Genomic DNA, 17,763 nt, shown 5'->3' with positions numbered 1-17,763 from the left:
AGTTCGCAAGGTTCATATCAGACCGCTACCAGCACGATGGCGCCGATAACCAGCACGGCGCCAGCCGCCATGGAAGCCGCATACCAACGCAGTTGACCGGTCTCGGTACGGCTCAGGGCGGTGTGGCCGCCCTTGGCCATGCGCGGGATCAGGCCAATGGTCTGGTCGAGCGGGTCTTTGCGCAGAATGTGGCTGATCGCAAGGTATGGCTTGACGAACAGTTTGTCGTAGATCCAGTCGAAGCCCCAGGCGGCGAACCACCAGGCCGAAAGGACACGGCCCAGGCCGCTGTTGGCGATGGCGGTGACGAAACGACGCTTGCCCAGGAACAGCAGGGCGGCCAGCAGGATACCGGCCAGGGCGATGGCGCCCGAGGCGATTTCCAGGCTGTGCTTGGCTTCGCCGCCGGCATGGCCGACGCTCTGCGGCAGCACGCCGTGCAGTGGCGGGGCGATCATGGCGCCGACGAAGGTCGACAGCACGATCAGCACCGACAATGGCAGCCAGTGGGCAATGCCGTGGCCGGCGTGGGCTTCGGTCTTGGCTTCACCGTGGAACGCGATGAAGATCAGGCGGAAGGTGTACAGCGAGGTCATGAACGCACCCACCAGGCCGGCATAGAGCAGGCCCTGGTTACCACTGGCGAACGCTTCCCAGAGGATCTCGTCCTTGGAATAGAAACCGGCGGTGACCAGTGGCAGGGCCGCCAGGGCCGCGCCGCCAACGATGAAGCTGGCGTAGGCCAACGGCAGTTTCTTCCACAGGCCACCCATCTTGAAGATGTTCTGCTCGTGGTGGCAGGCAACGATTACCGCACCGGAAGCAAGGAACAGCAGGGCCTTGAAGAAGGCGTGGGTCATCAGGTGGAAGATCGCGCCTTCCCAGGCACCGACGCCCAGGGCCAGGAACATGTAGCCGATCTGGCTCATGGTCGAGTAGGCGAGGATACGCTTGATGTCGGTCTGCACCAGCGCGGCAAAGCCGGCCAGTACCAGGGTCACGCCGCCGACGATGCCCACCAGGTGCAGGATGTCCGGCGCCAGGGCGAACAGGCCGTGGGTACGGGCAATCAGGTAGACGCCCGCGGTCACCATGGTTGCGGCGTGGATCAGTGCCGAGACCGGGGTAGGGCCGGCCATTGCATCCGCCAACCAGGTTTGCAGCGGCAGTTGCGCCGATTTACCGACGGCACCGCCCAGCAGCATCAGGGTCGCCAGGACGATCCAGAAGTCACCGGCCTTGAAGTGCTCCGGGGCCTTGACCAGCAGTTCCTGGATATTCAGCGTACCCAGCTGCTGGAACAGGATGAACAGGCCGATGGCCATGAACACGTCGCCGATGCGGGTGACGATGAACGCCTTGAGTGCCGCGTTACCGTTGTTGCGATTGGTGTAGTAGAAACCGATCAGCAGGTACGAGCACAGGCCCACGCCTTCCCAGCCGAAGTACAGGAACAACAGGTTATCGCCGAGCACCAGGAACAGCATGCTGGCGATGAACAGGTTGGTGTAGGCGAAGAAACGCGAGTAGCCGTCTTCACCGCGCATGTACCAGGACGCGAACAGGTGGATCAGGAAACCCACGCCGACCACGACGCCGAGCATGGTGATCGACAGGCCGTCGATGTACAGGGCGAAGTTCGGCGTGAAGCCTTCCACCGCCATCCAACGCCACAGCACCAGGGTGTAGTGCCCGCCTTCAGGCGGTGCGACGTTGAATTGCCAGATCACGTAGGCGGCGACAATCGCCGACAGGCCGATGGAGCCGACACCGATCAGTGCCGAGAGGTTTTCCGAGAGGCGTCCCCGGGAGAACGACAGCAGCAGGAAACCGATCAGGGGAAATACGAAAGTCAGAAAGATCATGTTCATCCGCGCATCTCACTGGCAGCGTCGATATCGAGCGTGTGGAAGCGGCGATACAGTTGCAACAGGATCGCCAGGCCGATACTGGCCTCGGCGGCTGCCAGGCTGATCACCAGGATGAACATGATCTGTCCATCCGGTTGCGCCCAGCGAGCGCCTGCCACGATGAAGGCCAGGGCGGAGGCGTTCATCATGACCTCCAGGCTCATCAGCACGAACAGGATGTTGCGACGGACCATCAGGCCGACCAGGCCGAGACAGAACAGGATGCCGGCGACTGCCAGGCCATGCTCGAGAGGGATAGCAGGCATGTGATTACTCCTTCGCCTCGTTACGGCCCAAATGGAACGCCGTGACGGCTGCGGCAAGCAGCAGCATCGAGGCGAGTTCGACCACCAGCAGGTACGGGCCGAACAGGCTGATGCCCACGGCCTTTGGACCTACGGTGGTGTGGCCGATGGCCTGGCCGCTCTGGTGGGCGAACAGCACGTACAGCAGTTCCCCCAGCAGCAGGACGGCGAGAATCACCGGCCCTGCCCAGATGCCGGGCTTGAGCCAGGAGCGCTCCTGCTGCACCGAGGCGGGGCCCAGGTTGAGCATCATCACCACGAACACGAACAGCACCATGATGGCGCCGGCGTAGGCGATCACTTCCAGCGCACCGGCAAACGGCGCGCCGAGGGCGAAGAAGGTCATGGCCACGGCGATCAGCGAAATGATCAGGTAGAGCAGGGCATGGATGGGGTTGGTGTTGGTGACCACACGAAGCGTGGACACCACCGCGATACCCGATGCGAAATAGAAAGCGAATTCCATCTTTCTTCCTTAAGGCAGCAAGCTCTTCACGTTGATCGGTTCGGCTTCGTTCTGCGCGGCGCCTTTGGGCTTACCGGCAATGGCCATACCTGCAACACGATAGAAGTTGTAATCAGGGTTTTTACCGGGACCGGAAATCAGCAAGTCTTCTTTCTCGTACACCAGGTCCTGACGTTTGAACTCGGCCATTTCGAAATCCGGCGTGAGCTGGATCGCGGTGGTCGGGCACGCTTCCTCGCAGAGGCCGCAGAAAATGCAGCGCGAGAAGTTGATGCGGAAGAAGTCCGGGTACCAGCGACCGTCTTCGGTTTCAGCTTTCTGCAACGAGATGCAACCGACCGGGCAGGCCACGGCGCACAGGTTGCACGCCACGCAACGCTCTTCGCCGTCGGGATCACGGGTCAGGACGATGCGGCCGCGATAACGCGGAGCCAGGTAGACCGGCTCTTCGGGGTATTGCAGGGTGTCGCGCTTGCGAAAGCCATGGCCGAAGATCATGACCAGGCTTCGCAGTTGGGTACCGGTACCCTTAACGATGTCGCCAATATATTTGAACATGGGTCAAATCCTCACTGAACCGCGGCCGCAGGCGCGTTCATTAAAACGATCGCAGCGGTCACCAGCATGTTGATCAGGGTCAGCGGCAGGCAGAATTTCCAGCTGAAGTCCATCACCTGGTCGTAGCGTGGACGCGGGATCGAGGCGCGCAGCAGGACGAACAGCATGATGAAGAACGCGGTCTTCAAGGCGAACCAGACGAAGGACAATTGCGGCAGGATGCCGAACGGACCGTGCCAGCCACCGAAGAACAGCGTGACCAGCAGCGCCGAGATCAGGATGATGCCGATGTACTCGCCGACGAAGAACATGCCCCATTTCATGCCGGCATATTCAATGTGGTAACCGTCGGCCAGTTCCTGTTCCGCTTCCGGCTGGTCGAAGGGGTGACGGTGAGTCACGGCCACGCCGGCGATGAAAAAGGTACAGAAGCCGAAGAACTGCGGAATGATGAACCACAGGTTCTGCGCCTGGTACTCGACGATGTCACGCATGTTGAACGAGCCGGCCTGGATCACGATGCCCATGAGCGCCAGGCCCATGAACACTTCGTAGGACACGGTCTGGGCCGAGGCACGCAGGCTGCCCAGCAGGGCGAACTTGTTGTTGCTCGACCAGCCGGCGAACAGCACCGCATACACCGACAGGCCAGCCATGGCGAAGAAGAACAGCAGGCCGATGTTCAGGTCCGCCACGCCCCAGGTCGGGGTGATCGGGATGATCGCGAAGGCGATCAGCAAGGCGCTCATGGCCACGACCGGTGCCAGGGTGAAGATCACCTTGTCGGCAAACGGTGGGGTCCAGTCTTCCTTGAAGAACATTTTCACCATGTCGGCGGCGATCTGGAACATGCCGAACGGGCCGACGCGGTTCGGACCATAGCGGTCCTGCCACCAGCCCAGCAGGCGACGTTCGACGAAGCTCAACAGTGCGCCTGCGACCACTACGGCCAGCAGGATCACGATGGCCTTGAGGACCGTCAGGATCACATCGATCACTTCAGGGGTGAACCAGCTCATTGCGCTGCCTCCTGCAGACCGTCGACGGTTTTGCCGAATATCGCCGGTGGGATGCCGGCCAGGCCGGCGGGCAGCGCCACCAGGCCGGCGCCCAGTGCTTCATTGATACGCAGCGGCAGACGCAGGGTCTGGCCCGCCACGTTCAGGCTCAGCAGGGCCCCGTCGTTGACGCCCAGGCGATCGGCTTCGGACTTGGCCAGCGACACGTAGGCGGCGGGGATGCGCTCCTGCACCGGTGCGGCCTTGGAAGAGTTCTCTTCGCTGCCGAACAGGTGATGGAACGGCACGACCTGCCAGGTCCCTGGTGCCGGGTTGAAGGCGCGCGGCACGCTGGCGAACCAGCTGAGGCCATCGCCCTGGCTTTCGATCAGGCGCTTGCCCGGGTCACCGGCACGCAGGTGACCGCCGACTTCGTCCTGGAACTTGTTCCAGGCTTGCGGCGAGTTCCAGCCCGGCGACCAGGCGAACGGCACTTGCGAGCGCGGTTCGGCGGAGCCCGAGTAACCTTCCATGGAGAAGGCGAACGGGGTGTCCTGGTCTTGCGGAGTGCGCGGTTCGTGCACGCTGATGTTGGCGCGCATGGCCGTGCGGCCGGAGTAACGCAGCGGCTCGCGGGCCAGCTTCATGCCCTTGATGCGGAACGCGGCGGACGGCGCGGCGTCGACGATGGCGGCCAGTTGCGGGCTGCTCGACGCACAGGCGGCGGTGACGTGGTCCAGTTGGGTCCAGTCGATCGGCTGGTTCAGCAAGGTGGCGCGCAGGGCATGCAGCCAGCGCCAGCCTTCGTGGACCAGGATGCTGGCGTCCAGGTATTGCGGATCGAAGACCTGGAAGAAGCGCTGGGCGCGACCTTCCTGGCTGACCAGCGTGCCGTCGCCTTCGGCGAAGCTCGCCGCCGGCAGCACCAGGTGGGCGCGGTCGGTGGTGGCGGTCTTCTGGTGGTCGGCGACGATCACGGTTTTCGCGGCGCTCAGGGCGGCGTCCACACGGGCCTTGTCGGTCCGGGTGTAGAGGTCGTTTTCCAGTACCACGATGGCGTCGGCGTTGCCGTCGATCACCGCTTGCAGGGCTGCATCCACCGACTCGCCACCGAGCATGGCCAGGCCGAGGCTGTTGGCTTCCGGTACGACCAGGCTGATGGAGCCGTTCTTCTCGCGCAACTTCAAGGCCTTGGCGATGTTGGCGGCGGCTTCGATCAACGCCTTGGAACCCAGGGAGGTGCCGGCAATGATCAACGGACGCTTGGCGGCCAGCAGGGCGTCGGCGATACGCTGCACCAGTTCGGCGGCTTCGCTGTCGAGGCCTTCGACGGCCGGTGCACTGGCGTCCAGGGCGTGAGCGACGGCAAAGCCGATGCGGGCCAGGTCGTCAGGCGCGGCATGCACGCATTCTTCGGCGACGTCGTCGAGCTTGGTTTCGGCGAGGCTGGCGATGAACAGCGGGTTGAGCGCGTGCTGACCGATGTTCTTCACGGCGGCGTCGAGCCAAGGCTGCACACGCATGGCGTCGGCCATGTCCTCGGCCTTGCCCTTGACCGACTGGCGCAGGGCCAGGGCCATGCGCGCGGCGGTCTGGGTCAGGTCTTCGCCAAGGACGAACACGGCGTCGTGGTCTTCGATGTCGCGCATCGTCGGCACGGGCAGCGGGCTGTCCTTGAGCACTTGCAGCACCAGGCGGATGCGCTCCAGCTCGGTGGCTTCGATACCGCTGTAGAAATGTTCGGCACCGACCAGTTCACGCAACGCGTAGTTGCTTTCCAGGCTGGCCCGTGGCGAACCGATGCCGACGATGTTGCGGCCGCGCAGCAGGTCGGCGGCCTTGTCCAGTGCTTCGTCCAGGCTCAGCTTGGTGCTGCCCGCCAGCAGCGGTTGGCGCGGACGGTCGGTGCGGTTGACGTAGCCGTAGCCGAAACGGCCGCGGTCACAGAGGAAGTACTGGTTCACCGAACCGTTGTAGCGGTTCTCGATGCGACGCAGTTCGCCGTAACGCTCGCCCGGGGAGATGTTGCAGCCGCTGGAGCAGCCGTGGCAGATGCTCGGCGAGAACTGCATGTCCCACTTGCGGTTGTAGCGCTCGGAGTGGGTCTTGTCGGTGAACACGCCGGTCGGGCAGACCTCGGTGAGGTTGCCGGAGAACTCGCTTTCCAGCGTGCCGTCTTCAACGCGTCCGAAGTACACGTTGTCGTGGGCGCCGAACACGCCCAGGTCGGTACCGCCGGCGTAGTCCTTGTAGAAACGCACGCAGCGGTAGCAGGCGATGCAGCGGTTCATCTCGTGGGAAATGAACGGGCCCAGTTGCTGGTTCTGGTGGGTGCGTTTCTTGAAGCGATAGCGGCGCTCGTTGTGGCCGGTCATCACGGTCATGTCTTGCAGGTGGCAGTGACCGCCTTCCTCGCAGACCGGGCAGTCGTGCGGGTGGTTGGTCATCAGCCATTCGACGACGCTGGCGCGAAACGCCTTGGATTCTTCATCGTCGATGGAGATCCAGGTGTTGTCGGTGGCGGGGGTCATGCAGGACATGACGATCCGACCACGGGTGTCGTTCTCGTCGGTGTATTGCTTGACTGCGCACTGGCGACAGGCGCCGACGCTGCCAAGGGCGGGGTGCCAGCAGAAATAAGGAATGTCGAGGCCCAGCGACAGACATGCCTGTAACAGGTTGTCTGCCCCGTCGACTTCGAGCGCTTTGCCGTCTACGTGGATAGTGGCCATGGTTCAAAGTTCTTCGTTGGCCCGGTGTCAGCGGGCGTGGCTAATGGAATCTTGTCGTTCGTCCGAATCCAAACAGCCTCGGTGAAAAGGCGTCATCGAACGAAAGGCGAAGGGCACGGACCCTTCGCCTGGTAAAGCGTCGTTACGCGCCGACCATGGTCGGCGTGACCACCTGATTGAGGTCACCGGCGCGGGTTGGCGCGATGCCGGCCTCGAATTCAGGGCGGAAGTATTTGATTGCGCTGCCCAACGGCTCCACGGCACCCGGTGCGTGAGCACAGAAGGTCTTGCCTGGGCCGAGGAAACCCACCAGGCCCAGCAGGGTCTCGATGTCGCCAGGCTGGCCTTGGCCGTTCTCGATGGCCATCAGCAGCTTGACGCTCCACGGCAGGCCGTCGCGGCAAGGGGTGCAGAAACCGCAGGATTCACGGGCAAAGAACTGCTCCATGTTGCGCAGCAGGGACACCATGTTGACGCTGTTGTCCACCGCCATGGCCAGGCCGGTACCCATCCGGGTGCCCACCTTGGCGATGCCGCCGGCGTACATTTGTGCGTCCAGGTGTTCCGGCAACAGGAAGCCGGTACCGGCGCCGCCTGGCTGCCAGCACTTGAGCGTGTAGCCGTCGCGCATGCCGCCGGCGTAGTCCTCGAACAGCTCGCGCGCGGTGACGCCGAATGGCAGTTCCCAAAGGCCCGGGTTCTTGACCCGACCGGAGAAGCCCATGAGCTTGGTGCCCATGTCTTCGCTGCCGTCGCGGGCCAGGGATTTGTACCAGTCCACGCCGTCGGCAATGATTGCCGGCACGTTGCACAGCGTCTCGACGTTGTTCACGCAGGTCGGCTTGCCCCACACGCCCACGGCGGCAGGGAAGGGCGGCTTGGAGCGTGGGTTGGCGCGGCGGCCTTCCAGGGAGTTGATCAGCGCGGTTTCTTCACCGCAGATGTAGCGCCCGGCACCGGTGTGGACGAACAGCTCGAAATCGAAGCCGCTGCCCAGGATGTTCTTGCCCAGCAGGCCCGCGGCCTTGGCTTCTTCCACGGCACGGTTGAGGTGCCTGGCGGCGGTGGTGTATTCGCCACGCAGGAAGATGTAGCCGCGGTAGGTCTTCAGCGCGCGGGCACTGATCAGCATGCCTTCGATCAGCAGATGGGGCAGTTGCTCCATCAGCATGCGGTCTTTCCAGGTGTTGGGTTCCATCTCGTCCGCGTTGCACAGCAGGTAGCGGATATTGATGGATTCGTCCTTGGGCATCAGGCCCCACTTCACGCCCGTGGGGAAGCCCGCACCACCGCGGCCCTTGAGGCCGGAGTCCTTCACGGTCTGGACGATGTCGTCCGCGGCCATGTCGGCGAACGCCTTGCGCGCGGCGGCATAGCCGTTCTTGGCCTGGTACTCGTCCAGCCACACGGCTTCGCCGTCGTCACGCAGGCGCCAGGTCAGGGGATGGGTTTCGGCCGAACGCTGGATGCGGTTGGCGGGCCCGAAGGAAGTCAGGGTCATACGTAGCCCTCCAGCAGTTTGGCGACGCCTTCAGGCTTGACGTCACCGAAGGTGTCGTCGTCGATCATCAGCGCCGGTGCCTTGTCGCAGTTGCCCAGGCAGCACACCGGCAGCAGCGTGAAGCGGCCGTCGGCGGTGGTCTGGCCCAGGCCGATGCCCAGCTTTCCCTGGATCTCGCTGACCACGGACTCGTGGCCGCCGATGTAGCAGACCATGCTGTCGCAGACGCGAATGATGTGGCGGCCCACCGGCTGGCGGAAGATCTGGCTGTAGAAGGTGGCGACGCCCTCGACGTCGCTGGCCGGGATGCCGAGGATCTCGCCGATGGCGTAGAGCGCGCCGTCAGGCACCCAGCCACGTTCCTTCTGGACGATCTTCAAGGCTTCGATCGACGCCGCGCGCGGGTCTTCGTAGTGATGCAGCTCGTGCTCGATGGCCGAGCGCTCGGTTTCGCTGAGGGCGAAACGGTCTGTCTGGATAAGCGTGCTGTTCATGCTTAGCGGTCCACGTCGGCCATAACGAAGTCGATACTACCCAGGTACGCGATCAAGTCCGCGACCATGCTGCCTTTGATCACCGAAGGGATCTGCTGCAGGTGCGGGTAGCTTGGGGTGCGAATCCGGGTACGGTAGCTCATGGTGCCGCCGTCGCTCGTCAGGTAATAACTGTTGATGCCCTTGGTCGCTTCGATCATCTGGAAGGACTCGTTGGCCGGCATGACCGGGCCCCACGAAACCTGCAGGAAGTGCGTGATCAAGGTCTCGATGTGCTGCAGCGTGCGCTCCTTGGGCGGCGGCGTGGTCAGCGGGTGGTCCGCCTTGTACGGGCCTTCCGGCATGTTGCGCAGGCACTGGTCGATGATCTTGACGCTCTGACGCATTTCCTCGACGCGAACCATGCAGCGGTCGTAGGCGTCACCGTTGGCGGCCAGCGGGACTTCGAACTCGAAGTTCTCGTAGCCGGAGTAAGGGCGTGCCTTGCGCAGGTCGAAGTCGCAACCGGTGGAACGCAGGCCGGCACCGGTGACGCCCCATTCCAGGGCTTGCTTGGTGTTGTAGGCGGCGACCCCGATGGTCCGACCCTTGAGGATGCTGTTCTGCAGGGCTGCCTTGGTGTATTCGTCCAGGCGCTTGGGCATCCATTCGACGAAGTCCTTGACCAGCTTCTCCCAGCCCCGCGGCAGGTCGTGGGCGACGCCACCGATGCGGTACCAGGCCGGGTGCAGGCGGAAACCGGTGATGGCTTCGATCACCGTGTAGGCCTTCTGGCGGTCGGTGAAGGTGAAGAACACCGGGGTCATGGCGCCGACGTCCTGGATGTAGGTGCCCAGGAACAGCAGGTGGCTGGTGATACGGAAGAACTCGGCCATCATGATGCGGATGACGTCGACCTTCTCCGGTACCTTGATCCCGGCCAGCTTCTCGACCGAGAGCACGTACGGCAGGTTGTTCATCACCCCGCCGAGATAATCGATGCGGTCGGTGTACGGGATGTAGCTGTGCCAGGACTGGCGCTCGGCCATTTTCTCGGCGCCACGGTGGTGGTAGCCGATGTCCGGGACGCAGTCGACGATTTCTTCGCCGTCCAGTTGCAGGATGATGCGGAACGCACCGTGGGCCGAAGGGTGGTTCGGACCCAGGTTGAGGAACATGTAGTCCTCGTTGGCGCCCGAGCGCTTCATGCCCCAGTCTTCAGGCTTGAAGCGCGCGGCTTCTTCCTCGAGCTGTTGCTTGGCCAGCGACAGGCTGAACGGGTCGAACTCGGTGGCGCGGGCTGGGAAGTCCTTGCGCAGCGGGTGACCTTCCCAGGTCGGCGGCATCATGATGCGCGACAGGTGCGGGTGGCCGGGGAAGTCGATCCCGTACATGTCCCACACTTCACGCTCGTACCAGTTGGCGTTCGGCCAGATACCGGTCACGGTCGGCACGCTGAGGTCGCTCTCGGACAAGGCGACCTTGATCATTACGTCACTATTACGCTCGATCGACAGCAGGTGGTAGAACACGGTGAAGTCGACGCCGTCGGGCAGGCCCTGGCGCTTGGTGCGCAGCCGCTCGTCCACGCCGTGCAGGTCATAGAGCATGACGTACGGCTTGGGCAGGTTGCGCAGGAAGGTCAGGACTTCGATGAGTCGGGCGCGGGCAACCCACAGCACCGGCATGCCGGTGCGGGTCGACTGGACGGTGAACGCGTCGGCGCCAAAACGGTTGTTCAGTTCGACGACCACATCCTGGTCGTCTGCCTTGTAAGGCGGGATGTACAGAGCACTGCCTGTAGTCATGGTTATTTATCGCTTTCGGTCAACGTAAAGAATGAAGCCAGGTTCTCGTTTCTACTGTGAGGAACAGAGCTGGATCAGACTTCGTCGGGGCTGCGCAGGTTGGTGACTGCGATACGCTGTTCGCGACGCTGTTCCTTTTGCGACGGCATCTCGGCGCGATAGACGCCTTGATCACCAACGACCCAGGACAGTGGGCGACGCTCCTGGCCAATCGACTCCTGCAACAGCATCAGGCCTTGCAGGAAAGCTTCAGGGCGAGGCGGGCAGCCGGGCACGTAGACGTCCACGGGCAGGAACTTGTCCACCCCTTGAACGACGGAATAGATGTCGTACATGCCACCGGAGTTGGCGCACGAGCCCATGGAGATCACCCACTTGGGTTCGAGCATCTGCTCATAGAGACGCTGGATGATCGGCGCCATCTTGATGAAGCAGGTTCCGGCGATAACCATGAAGTCCGCCTGGCGCGGCGAGGCCCGGATCACTTCGGCGCCGAAGCGCGCGATGTCGTGGGGCGCCGTGAAGGCGGTGGTCATTTCCACGTAGCAGCACGAAAGGCCGAAGTTGTACGGCCACAGGGAGTTCTTGCGACCCCAGTTGACCGTGCTGTTCAGCACGTCTTCGAGCTTGCCCATGAAGATGTTCTTGTGGACTTGATCTTCTAACGGATCGGCGACGGTTTCCCGCTTGCCAATCGGATACTGCTCGTTAGGAGCATCGGGGTCGATCCTGGTGAGATTGTATTGCATTGCCAAAGCCTCATTGTTTCAGCTTCGCTTGCCGCTTGCGCCGAGCTTCCGGAGCCCAATCAAGTGCCCCCACCCGGTAAAGGTAGACAAGACCTGCCAACAGAATTGCTATGAAAACGAGTGCTTCGACGAATCCGGTCCAGCCGCTTTCGCGGACGGACACAGACCATGCAAAGAGAAAGAGGGCTTCGATATCGAAGATCACGAAGAGCATCGCGACCAGATAGAATTTGGCTGAGAGCCGCAAGCGGGCGCCACCGGTAGGTAGCATGCCGGACTCGAACGGTTCGTTTTTGCTGCGGCCCCAGGCTTTTGACCCGAGCAGGCTCGACACGCCGAGCATGAAGGCACACAGGCCGACGACGCCCAGAAGGAAAATGGCAAAGCCCCAGTTGTGGGCCATGAGTCCTGTCGCTTCGGGCATGCTGGAAATCCTTAACAGAGGGCAAGGGCCTCTGAGCTTGAAAAGAAATAACGCAGTGACGATATGTCGCAGCAATCAATCGCGGTGATTTTATGGCTAAACACCGGGCAAGTAAAATTCCTATAGCGAAATTATTTATTGGAATAAGGACATAGCGCACCTCCAAGGCCCCGCGGCCCCGGTGGGATGGGCATTGGCCGTTGATTCTTCAATAATATTTCGCGTTGGTTGTAACAAAGAGATGTTCTCCTAAATGATAATTGTTATTGTTTGTGCGGGCGTTCCATCAAGTAAGCCCGCGCAGTAGCTGAGTACTTTTCTTACAGGGTGGTGACTGCAATTGTCAGCGCCGGCCGTTTTACTCTTTTTCAGACTGCCCGATACTGCGTTCGATCAATTTTTCTGAAGGTTCTTTCGTTTCTGGTGGGGGCGGGCTTGCTCGCCAAAGCGGCGTGTCAGTTGTGCATTCATTGCCTGGCACGTCGCCCTCGCGAGCAAGCCCGCTCCCACAAGGGCGCTTCGTTGCCCCTTGAAGCGTAGGCGAAAAAAAGCCCCGAACCAGTCGGGGCGTCAGATATCAGGCCTTGCGGTTAGCTTTTTCTCGGTCCGCAAGGGCCGTTCAGGCGGATCAGTGGAACTGTTCTTCTTCGGTCGAGCCGGTCAGCGCGGTTACCGACGACGTGCCGCCCTGGATCACGGTGGTCATGTCGTCGAAGTAGCCGGTGCCCACTTCCTGCTGGTGGGCCACGAAGGTGTAGCCTTTGGCAGCGTCAGCGAACTCTTGCTCTTGCAGCTTCACGTAGGCGGTCATGTCGTTGCGGGCGTAGTCGTGCGCCAGGTTGAACATGCTGTGCCACATGTTGTGAATGCCGGCCAGGGTGATGAACTGGTGCTTGTAGCCCATGGCGGACAGTTCGCGCTGGAACTTGGCGATGGTCGCGTCGTCCAGGTTTTTCTTCCAGTTGAAGGAAGGCGAGCAGTTGTACGACAGGATCTGGTCCGGGTATTCCTTCTTGATCGCTTCGGCGAAGCGACGGGCTTCGTCCAGGTCCGGCTTGGCGGTTTCGCACCAGATCAGGTCGGCGTAAGGCGCGTAGGCCAGGCCGCGGGCGATGGCCTGGTCGAGGCCGGCGCGGACCTTGTAGAAGCCTTCCTGGGTACGGGTGCCGGTCACGAACGGCTGGTCGTACGGGTCGCAGTCGGAGGTCAGCAGGTCAGCGGCGTTGGCGTCGGTACGGGCCAGGATGATGGTCGGTACACCGGCAACGTCGGCGGCCAGGCGGGCAGCGGTCAGCTTCTGTACGGCTTCCTGGGTCGGAACCAGTACCTTGCCGCCCATGTGGCCGCATTTCTTCACCGAGGCCAATTGGTCTTCGAAGTGAACGCCGGCGGCGCCTGCCTCGATCATGCTCTTCATCAGTTCGTAGGCGTTCAGGACGCCGCCGAAACCGGCTTCGGCGTCAGCCACGATCGGTGCGAAGTAGTCGATGTAGCCTTCATCGCCCGGGTTCTTGCCAGCTTTCCACTGGATCTGGTCGGCGCGACGGAACGAGTTGTTGATGCGCTTGACCACGGTAGGAACCGAGTCCACCGGGTACAGCGACTGGTCAGGGTACATCGACTCGGCGGAGTTGTTGTCCGCGGCCACTTGCCAGCCCGACAGGTAGATCGCCTGGATGCCGGCCTTGACTTGCTGAACGGCCTGGCCGCCGGTCAGGGCGCCCATGCAGTTGACGAAATCTTTCTCGGGACGGAAGGATGGCTTGGCGCCCTGGGTGACCAGGTTCCACAGCTTCTCGGCGCCCATCTTTGCAAAGGTGTGCTCAGGTTGAACCGAGCCACGCAGGCGGACGACGTCAGCAGCGGAATAATTGCGCTTCACGCCTTTCCAGCGCGGGTTTTCAGCCCAGTCTTTTTCAAGGGCTGCAATTTGCTGTTCGCGTGTCAGTGCCATGGAGATAAACCTCGTCGCGTCGTGTAGAAAAAATCGGTCTGGGTCAAATGTCCTGCGTGCCTACGGCGCCAGTCATTGGCGAAGGAGGCTGCTCGCTGGCCAGGGGGCCGGGCGGACAAGTCGGTTCAGGCGGGGCGGCGACGGGATGAACGATGGGCTCGAGGGGAAAGTGAGCAGGTAGGGGCGAACTGCGGGCGCATGCGGGCGTCGTGGGCCTTTATACGAACTCAGAATGATGCCGGGTTACCTAGTTACGCTTCCGTCCCTCGGGACAACTTCGTTCCAGTCGCAACCTCGTCAAACACACCTTGTGGGCGGTACAGACACGAATCGGCTCGCAGGGTGGTTGCAAGCGTCGACCCGAAGGCCCTTGCCAGGGCCCCTGATTAGCGGGAGCGAGGCCATCATGCCTTCGGTTTTTTGGCTCGTCAAACGTTTTGTAGTGCTTTTTTTTGAGCACTACATCTTTGGTCTAATACGACTCATCAGTCAGTTTTTGGTGCTTCAGTTCAGGGTGTCGACCTTGACCCGCAAAATCATGTCATCGCGGCCCTGGGTCGAGTAGCTGCGGGTCAGGCCCTGTTTATCGGCCTGGGTCTGGCGATTCACGCCGGCCAGGGTGATCCATTCGCCCAGGCGTCCGCTGACGGTTGTGTCGGTACTTTGCACGTTCACTACATCGGGACGTTCCTGGCTCATGCGGTCACGGTTGGTACTGATGCTCAGGTGAACGGTTTCGCCGGTGACGCTGGCGGTGACGTAGAAACCCTGGGTGACGTTGCGGTATTCGGTCTGGCTTTGCACGCGACCGTAGTTGTCGCTCTGGCTGCTGGTGAACGGCACGCTCTGGCCCACCTGGATCAGGGCCGGCTGGCCTTCGCTGGCCTGCACCTGCTGCACGCCGCCGTCGCGGCTCGCGGTGCTGCGGTTGATGATGCGGGTCTGGCTGGGGGCGGCGCCGTTGATGGAATAGCCCTGGTCACCCTGCAGATTGTTCTCGTTGGTGTCGACCGTGATCAGCAGGCGCTTGGGGGCGGTGTCCAGTTGTGCCAGGAACTGGCGCAGTTCTTCGATCTTGCCGGGCTCGCCATTGACGATCAGTTGATTGCCATAGGCGCTGACCTGGCCGTCCTTGCCCATGAAATTCTGCGCCACCGGCAGCAAGTCGGCGCTGGTGCGGTAATTCAACGGGACAATTTGCGTGTCGGCCATCACAGACAGGCTGCACCCCAGTAGCAGGGTGGTCAGGAGGGTGCGTAGGGACATTCCATTTCTCCGCGGGACAAAGGCTTGATATTGCCAGTTTGTCGGCCCAACGTGGTTCAAGTTGAATGATAGACAGCAAAACGCCCCGGCATCGGAAGATGGCGGGGCGTATTCATGGACAGGCGTCTGGTGGAGTCGTAGGTGGCGAACCGTCTATCTGATGAGCTTGTCTCGGGAAGTTTGCCGTGCTTCAGCTGACGATGACGTGTATTCGGCTTGATTGGTTGTCATACATGCTGTCGCCCCTGTCGTTCATCCTCAAGAATATGTCTCCGGTCTTCTGTTCTCCTCGTTCCTCCGAGTGCCAGGCGGGCAGCGGTGTCCCGTTTTCTCCCCATTTATAGATGAGCTGGCCATATCTGGCGCCTGGCCCGCTGTAGGGATAGGACGTGTCGCCGACGATGGAAATAAGTTTTTCCGATACGCCTGCCGGGCCGCAATCTCCTGAAATCGAGGCAACCGTAGTGGTGAGCGCCGGGGCCCCCCAGTTGTTTTTTCGTGAGACGGCCGGTGCATCGAGCGACATGAATATCGGCTCACTGGAATTGCCCAAGTGAACGATCTTGTCCCAATTCTGATGTCTGGTGATGCCGCACCTGACCCAACCGCTGTCCGGGATGACCGTAACGAATACGAGTTCTCCACTGGGTCTAAATGTGCCGACGTAAACCTGCAGGGCTCCGTAGCACCGGGTAAGCCGCTCGTCAGGAATATTCATTCTCAGATAAAGTTCACCTTGCTCGTTCAATGTGCTTGCATAGTGCTCGTTATAAATCGGCAAGGCCTTGCCTTCTTCCCCAAATTTATAAACCAACTGTCCGACATAGGCTCCCGGCCCATTGAAAGGGAATCTGTTGTCACCGCTGGCTATAGGGTAATTGGTGTCGCCGCCCGCTTTGCAGTAACCATGATGGGCGTACTCCCATGTGTCGGCAGGCAGGGGGATCGGCACTGGAAAAGTAACGCTTGAAGATACAAAGGAGACCAGCCAGTCTCTGCTGACGGCTACGCTGGCATTTTGTGGAGTCCGCGTGTTCGCATCGACTGTGAGTATGACCCCTGTGCGGTCGTGGCGCGTCGTGTCAGGCGTTCTATTCCATATAAAGCCATATTCTTTTATGTCCTTGTATATGTTCAAGGCGACACCTACAACGTCCCCTGTAAGAGGAATGCCACTCCGGCCTCCGCTTGGAGGGGTGTATGCGCCGCTTCGTATAAGACCAAGTATTTTATCCACAAACGGGACGATCTCGTTTAAACGACCAGTCACTTCGTGGACGACCTTGTCGGCGGCTGAATCGGAGCGGGCAACCTGAATATATCGATTATTTGACCAACCATTACCATCGTTGGCGACTAGCCCAAACCTAATCTCCGGCAGATCTTCGGAGAGGATAATATTCCAACTTCCAAACTGGTCTGCATAACCGCTGCCCCATATTTTGTTTCCGACATAAGCCTCGTAGATGTCAATTTTCGAATGGGGAGCGGCGGTTCCGGACACCATTGGACGCCGCGATACCTGAGCGTCCTCGCCGGGCCTGTCGATGCTCAGGGCAGTGTTCTGTCTTGGGGGTGGATTGCTCGAGTTCGATACATTGACATATCGATTGTTCGACCATTGTTTGCCATCACTGGCAACCAAACCGAACCGGGTCTCTGGCAGATCCTCGGGAAGATCGATGCTCCAATACCCATATGGGTCGGTATAGCCACTGCCCCATATCTTGTTGCCGACATTAGCCTCATATATATCTATCTTTGAATTGGGTTCGGCGAATCCGGCTACCGTCGGGCGTCGTGGTACCTGATAATCCTCGTAAGGGTACCAGATGAGCAGAGAAAAAGACGGCGTCGGAGAGAGAATGCCCTCCGTTACAGTGACATATCGATTGTTTGACCATTGTTTACCATCATTGGCAACCAGCCCAAATCTGGTCCCTGGTAGATTTTCGGAAAGTGTGATGGTCCAGAATCCATATTTGTCGGCATGGCCGCTACCCCATATCTTGTTTCCGACATTAGACTCATAAATATCTATTTTTGAATCGGGTTCGGAGATTCCGGATATCGTGGGGCGTCGTATTACTCGGGCATCCTCTTCGGGGGTGTTAATGAGAAACTCCCAATCCCGTACTCGGACATAACGATTATTCGACCATTCACCATTTTCCGAGACTACTAGCCCAAACCTCCCCAGCGGCAGGTCTTCGCTGGGTACAAGGGTCCAGTTGCCACTGGCATCTGCATAAGTGCTACCCCATATCTTATTACCGACATTGGACTCGTAGAGCGTGATGGCAGCGTTTGGGCTGCTGGTGCCTGTCACTTTGGGTCTGCGGGCGACTGCAATCTCATCATAAAGGGGATTTAGAATCATAGCTGTCATTTCACTTCTCCATTCGGCATAAACATAAACTGAAGGATTGGAAAAGCTGAACTCACACACTGTTCTGGGTGCCCATGTGTGCAACGCCTAGGCAGCAGACCTAACTTCATCGTCTTTTCCAAGTTTCAGTTCGATGCTAGGGGCTGCCGATTCAAGCGGCTACTGTCAGAAATGGCAGTATTGACCAACGGTTATCTATTTGTCGGGAGGGGATTTAAGGAGGCTTTTGG

At 60.6% G+C, this 17,763-nt stretch carries 14 protein-coding genes; all 14 read right to left on the bottom strand.

The window, feature by feature from the left end; translation table 11 throughout:
• Window positions 1-17: 17 nt before the first annotated feature.
• The 14 genes from nuoL to AD664_RS27560 all read right to left on the bottom strand — a co-directional run bounded on the left by nuoL (window position 18) and on the right by AD664_RS27560 (window position 17,533).
• A complete protein-coding gene (gene nuoL, locus AD664_RS25110; RefSeq protein WP_053150962.1) occupies window positions 18-1,871 on the bottom strand; it encodes an NADH-quinone oxidoreductase subunit L in 1,854 nt (617 codons plus the stop codon).
• Window positions 1,868-2,176: an NADH-quinone oxidoreductase subunit NuoK gene (gene nuoK / locus AD664_RS25105; protein ID WP_003180046.1), complete on the bottom strand. Its 309-nt coding sequence runs from the start codon at window positions 2,174-2,176 to the stop codon at window positions 1,868-1,870. The genes nuoL and nuoK overlap by 4 nt, the downstream gene beginning before the upstream one ends.
• Before the next feature lie 4 nt (window positions 2,177-2,180).
• Complete coding sequence (gene nuoJ, locus AD664_RS25100) at window positions 2,181-2,681, bottom strand: NADH-quinone oxidoreductase subunit J (protein ID WP_042729789.1); 501 nt, start codon at window positions 2,679-2,681, stop codon at window positions 2,181-2,183.
• A 9-nt stretch (window positions 2,682-2,690) separates the two neighbouring features.
• Window positions 2,691-3,239 (bottom strand): NADH-quinone oxidoreductase subunit NuoI, encoded by a 549-nt coding sequence (gene nuoI / locus AD664_RS25095; RefSeq protein ID WP_003180051.1) that lies wholly within the window; start codon window positions 3,237-3,239, stop codon window positions 2,691-2,693.
• An 11-nt stretch (window positions 3,240-3,250) separates the two neighbouring features.
• On the bottom strand, window positions 3,251-4,258 hold the full coding sequence (gene nuoH, locus AD664_RS25090; protein WP_042729788.1) for an NADH-quinone oxidoreductase subunit NuoH: 1,008 nt from the start codon (window positions 4,256-4,258) through the stop codon (window positions 3,251-3,253).
• The gene (nuoG, locus tag AD664_RS25085) at window positions 4,255-6,969 is read right to left on the bottom strand and encodes an NADH-quinone oxidoreductase subunit NuoG (RefSeq protein ID WP_053150958.1); all 2,715 of its coding nucleotides are present in this window, start codon (window positions 6,967-6,969) and stop codon (window positions 4,255-4,257) included. The genes nuoH and nuoG overlap by 4 nt, the downstream gene beginning before the upstream one ends.
• Before the next feature lie 142 nt (window positions 6,970-7,111).
• Window positions 7,112-8,470: an NADH-quinone oxidoreductase subunit NuoF gene (gene nuoF / locus AD664_RS25080; protein ID WP_042729786.1), complete on the bottom strand. Its 1,359-nt coding sequence runs from the start codon at window positions 8,468-8,470 to the stop codon at window positions 7,112-7,114.
• Complete coding sequence (gene nuoE / locus AD664_RS25075) at window positions 8,467-8,964, bottom strand: NADH-quinone oxidoreductase subunit NuoE (RefSeq protein WP_042729785.1); 498 nt, start codon at window positions 8,962-8,964, stop codon at window positions 8,467-8,469. Before nuoE ends, nuoF begins: the two co-directional genes overlap by 4 nt.
• A gap of 2 nt (window positions 8,965-8,966) precedes the next feature.
• A complete protein-coding gene (nuoC, locus tag AD664_RS25070; RefSeq protein ID WP_053150955.1) occupies window positions 8,967-10,751 on the bottom strand; it encodes an NADH-quinone oxidoreductase subunit C/D in 1,785 nt (594 codons plus the stop codon).
• Between the two features lie 74 nt (window positions 10,752-10,825).
• Window positions 10,826-11,500 carry an NADH-quinone oxidoreductase subunit B family protein gene (locus tag AD664_RS25065; protein WP_030141322.1) on the bottom strand — a complete coding sequence of 225 codons (675 nt, stop codon included), beginning with the start codon at window positions 11,498-11,500 and terminating at the stop codon, window positions 10,826-10,828.
• Window positions 11,501-11,510: 10 nt separating this feature from the next.
• Window positions 11,511-11,924, bottom strand: coding sequence for an NADH-quinone oxidoreductase subunit A (locus AD664_RS25060; protein WP_030141323.1), 414 nt, complete (start codon window positions 11,922-11,924; stop codon window positions 11,511-11,513).
• A gap of 628 nt (window positions 11,925-12,552) precedes the next feature.
• Window positions 12,553-13,878: an isocitrate lyase gene (gene aceA, locus AD664_RS25055; RefSeq protein WP_041021072.1), complete on the bottom strand. Its 1,326-nt coding sequence runs from the start codon at window positions 13,876-13,878 to the stop codon at window positions 12,553-12,555.
• A 504-nt stretch (window positions 13,879-14,382) separates the two neighbouring features.
• The gene (locus AD664_RS25050) at window positions 14,383-15,144 is read right to left on the bottom strand and encodes a secretin N-terminal domain-containing protein (RefSeq protein ID WP_042729783.1); all 762 of its coding nucleotides are present in this window, start codon (window positions 15,142-15,144) and stop codon (window positions 14,383-14,385) included.
• 190 nt (window positions 15,145-15,334) lie between these two features.
• Window positions 15,335-17,533, bottom strand: a complete 2,199-nt coding sequence (locus AD664_RS27560) for a hypothetical protein (RefSeq protein ID WP_157061598.1) — start codon at window positions 17,531-17,533, stop codon at window positions 15,335-15,337.
• Between the last annotated feature and the right edge of the window lie 230 nt (window positions 17,534-17,763).

It is taken from the genome of Pseudomonas sp. P97.38, from assembly GCF_001269745.1.
In the GTDB taxonomy this organism is placed as follows: domain Bacteria; phylum Pseudomonadota; class Gammaproteobacteria; order Pseudomonadales; family Pseudomonadaceae; genus Aquipseudomonas; species Aquipseudomonas chlororaphis_E.
This window is presented reverse-complemented; position numbering and strand designations above follow the sequence as displayed.

Excerpts from the sequence above, each read along its gene's own strand:
- nuoL (WP_053150962.1), bottom strand. The coding sequence starts at position 1,871 with ATGAACATGATCTTTCTGACTTTCGTATTTCCCCTGATCGGTTTCCTG.
- nuoK (WP_003180046.1), bottom strand. The coding sequence starts at position 2,176 with ATGCCTGCTATCCCTCTCGAGCATGGCCTGGCAGTCGCCGGCATCCTG.
- nuoJ (WP_042729789.1), bottom strand. The coding sequence starts at position 2,681 with ATGGAATTCGCTTTCTATTTCGCATCGGGTATCGCGGTGGTGTCCACG.
- nuoI (WP_003180051.1), bottom strand. The coding sequence starts at position 3,239 with ATGTTCAAATATATTGGCGACATCGTTAAGGGTACCGGTACCCAACTG.
- nuoH (WP_042729788.1), bottom strand. The coding sequence starts at position 4,258 with ATGAGCTGGTTCACCCCTGAAGTGATCGATGTGATCCTGACGGTCCTC.
- nuoG (WP_053150958.1), bottom strand. The coding sequence starts at position 6,969 with ATGGCCACTATCCACGTAGACGGCAAAGCGCTCGAAGTCGACGGGGCA.
- nuoF (WP_042729786.1), bottom strand. The coding sequence starts at position 8,470 with ATGACCCTGACTTCCTTCGGGCCCGCCAACCGCATCCAGCGTTCGGCC.
- nuoE (WP_042729785.1), bottom strand. The coding sequence starts at position 8,964 with ATGAACAGCACGCTTATCCAGACAGACCGTTTCGCCCTCAGCGAAACC.
- nuoC (WP_053150955.1), bottom strand. The coding sequence starts at position 10,751 with ATGACTACAGGCAGTGCTCTGTACATCCCGCCTTACAAGGCAGACGAC.
- AD664_RS25065 (WP_030141322.1), bottom strand. The coding sequence starts at position 11,500 with ATGCAATACAATCTCACCAGGATCGACCCCGATGCTCCTAACGAGCAG.
- AD664_RS25060 (WP_030141323.1), bottom strand. The coding sequence starts at position 11,924 with ATGCCCGAAGCGACAGGACTCATGGCCCACAACTGGGGCTTTGCCATT.
- aceA (WP_041021072.1), bottom strand. The coding sequence starts at position 13,878 with ATGGCACTGACACGCGAACAGCAAATTGCAGCCCTTGAAAAAGACTGG.
- AD664_RS25050 (WP_042729783.1), bottom strand. The coding sequence starts at position 15,144 with ATGTCCCTACGCACCCTCCTGACCACCCTGCTACTGGGGTGCAGCCTG.
- AD664_RS27560 (WP_157061598.1), bottom strand. The coding sequence starts at position 17,533 with ATGACAGCTATGATTCTAAATCCCCTTTATGATGAGATTGCAGTCGCC.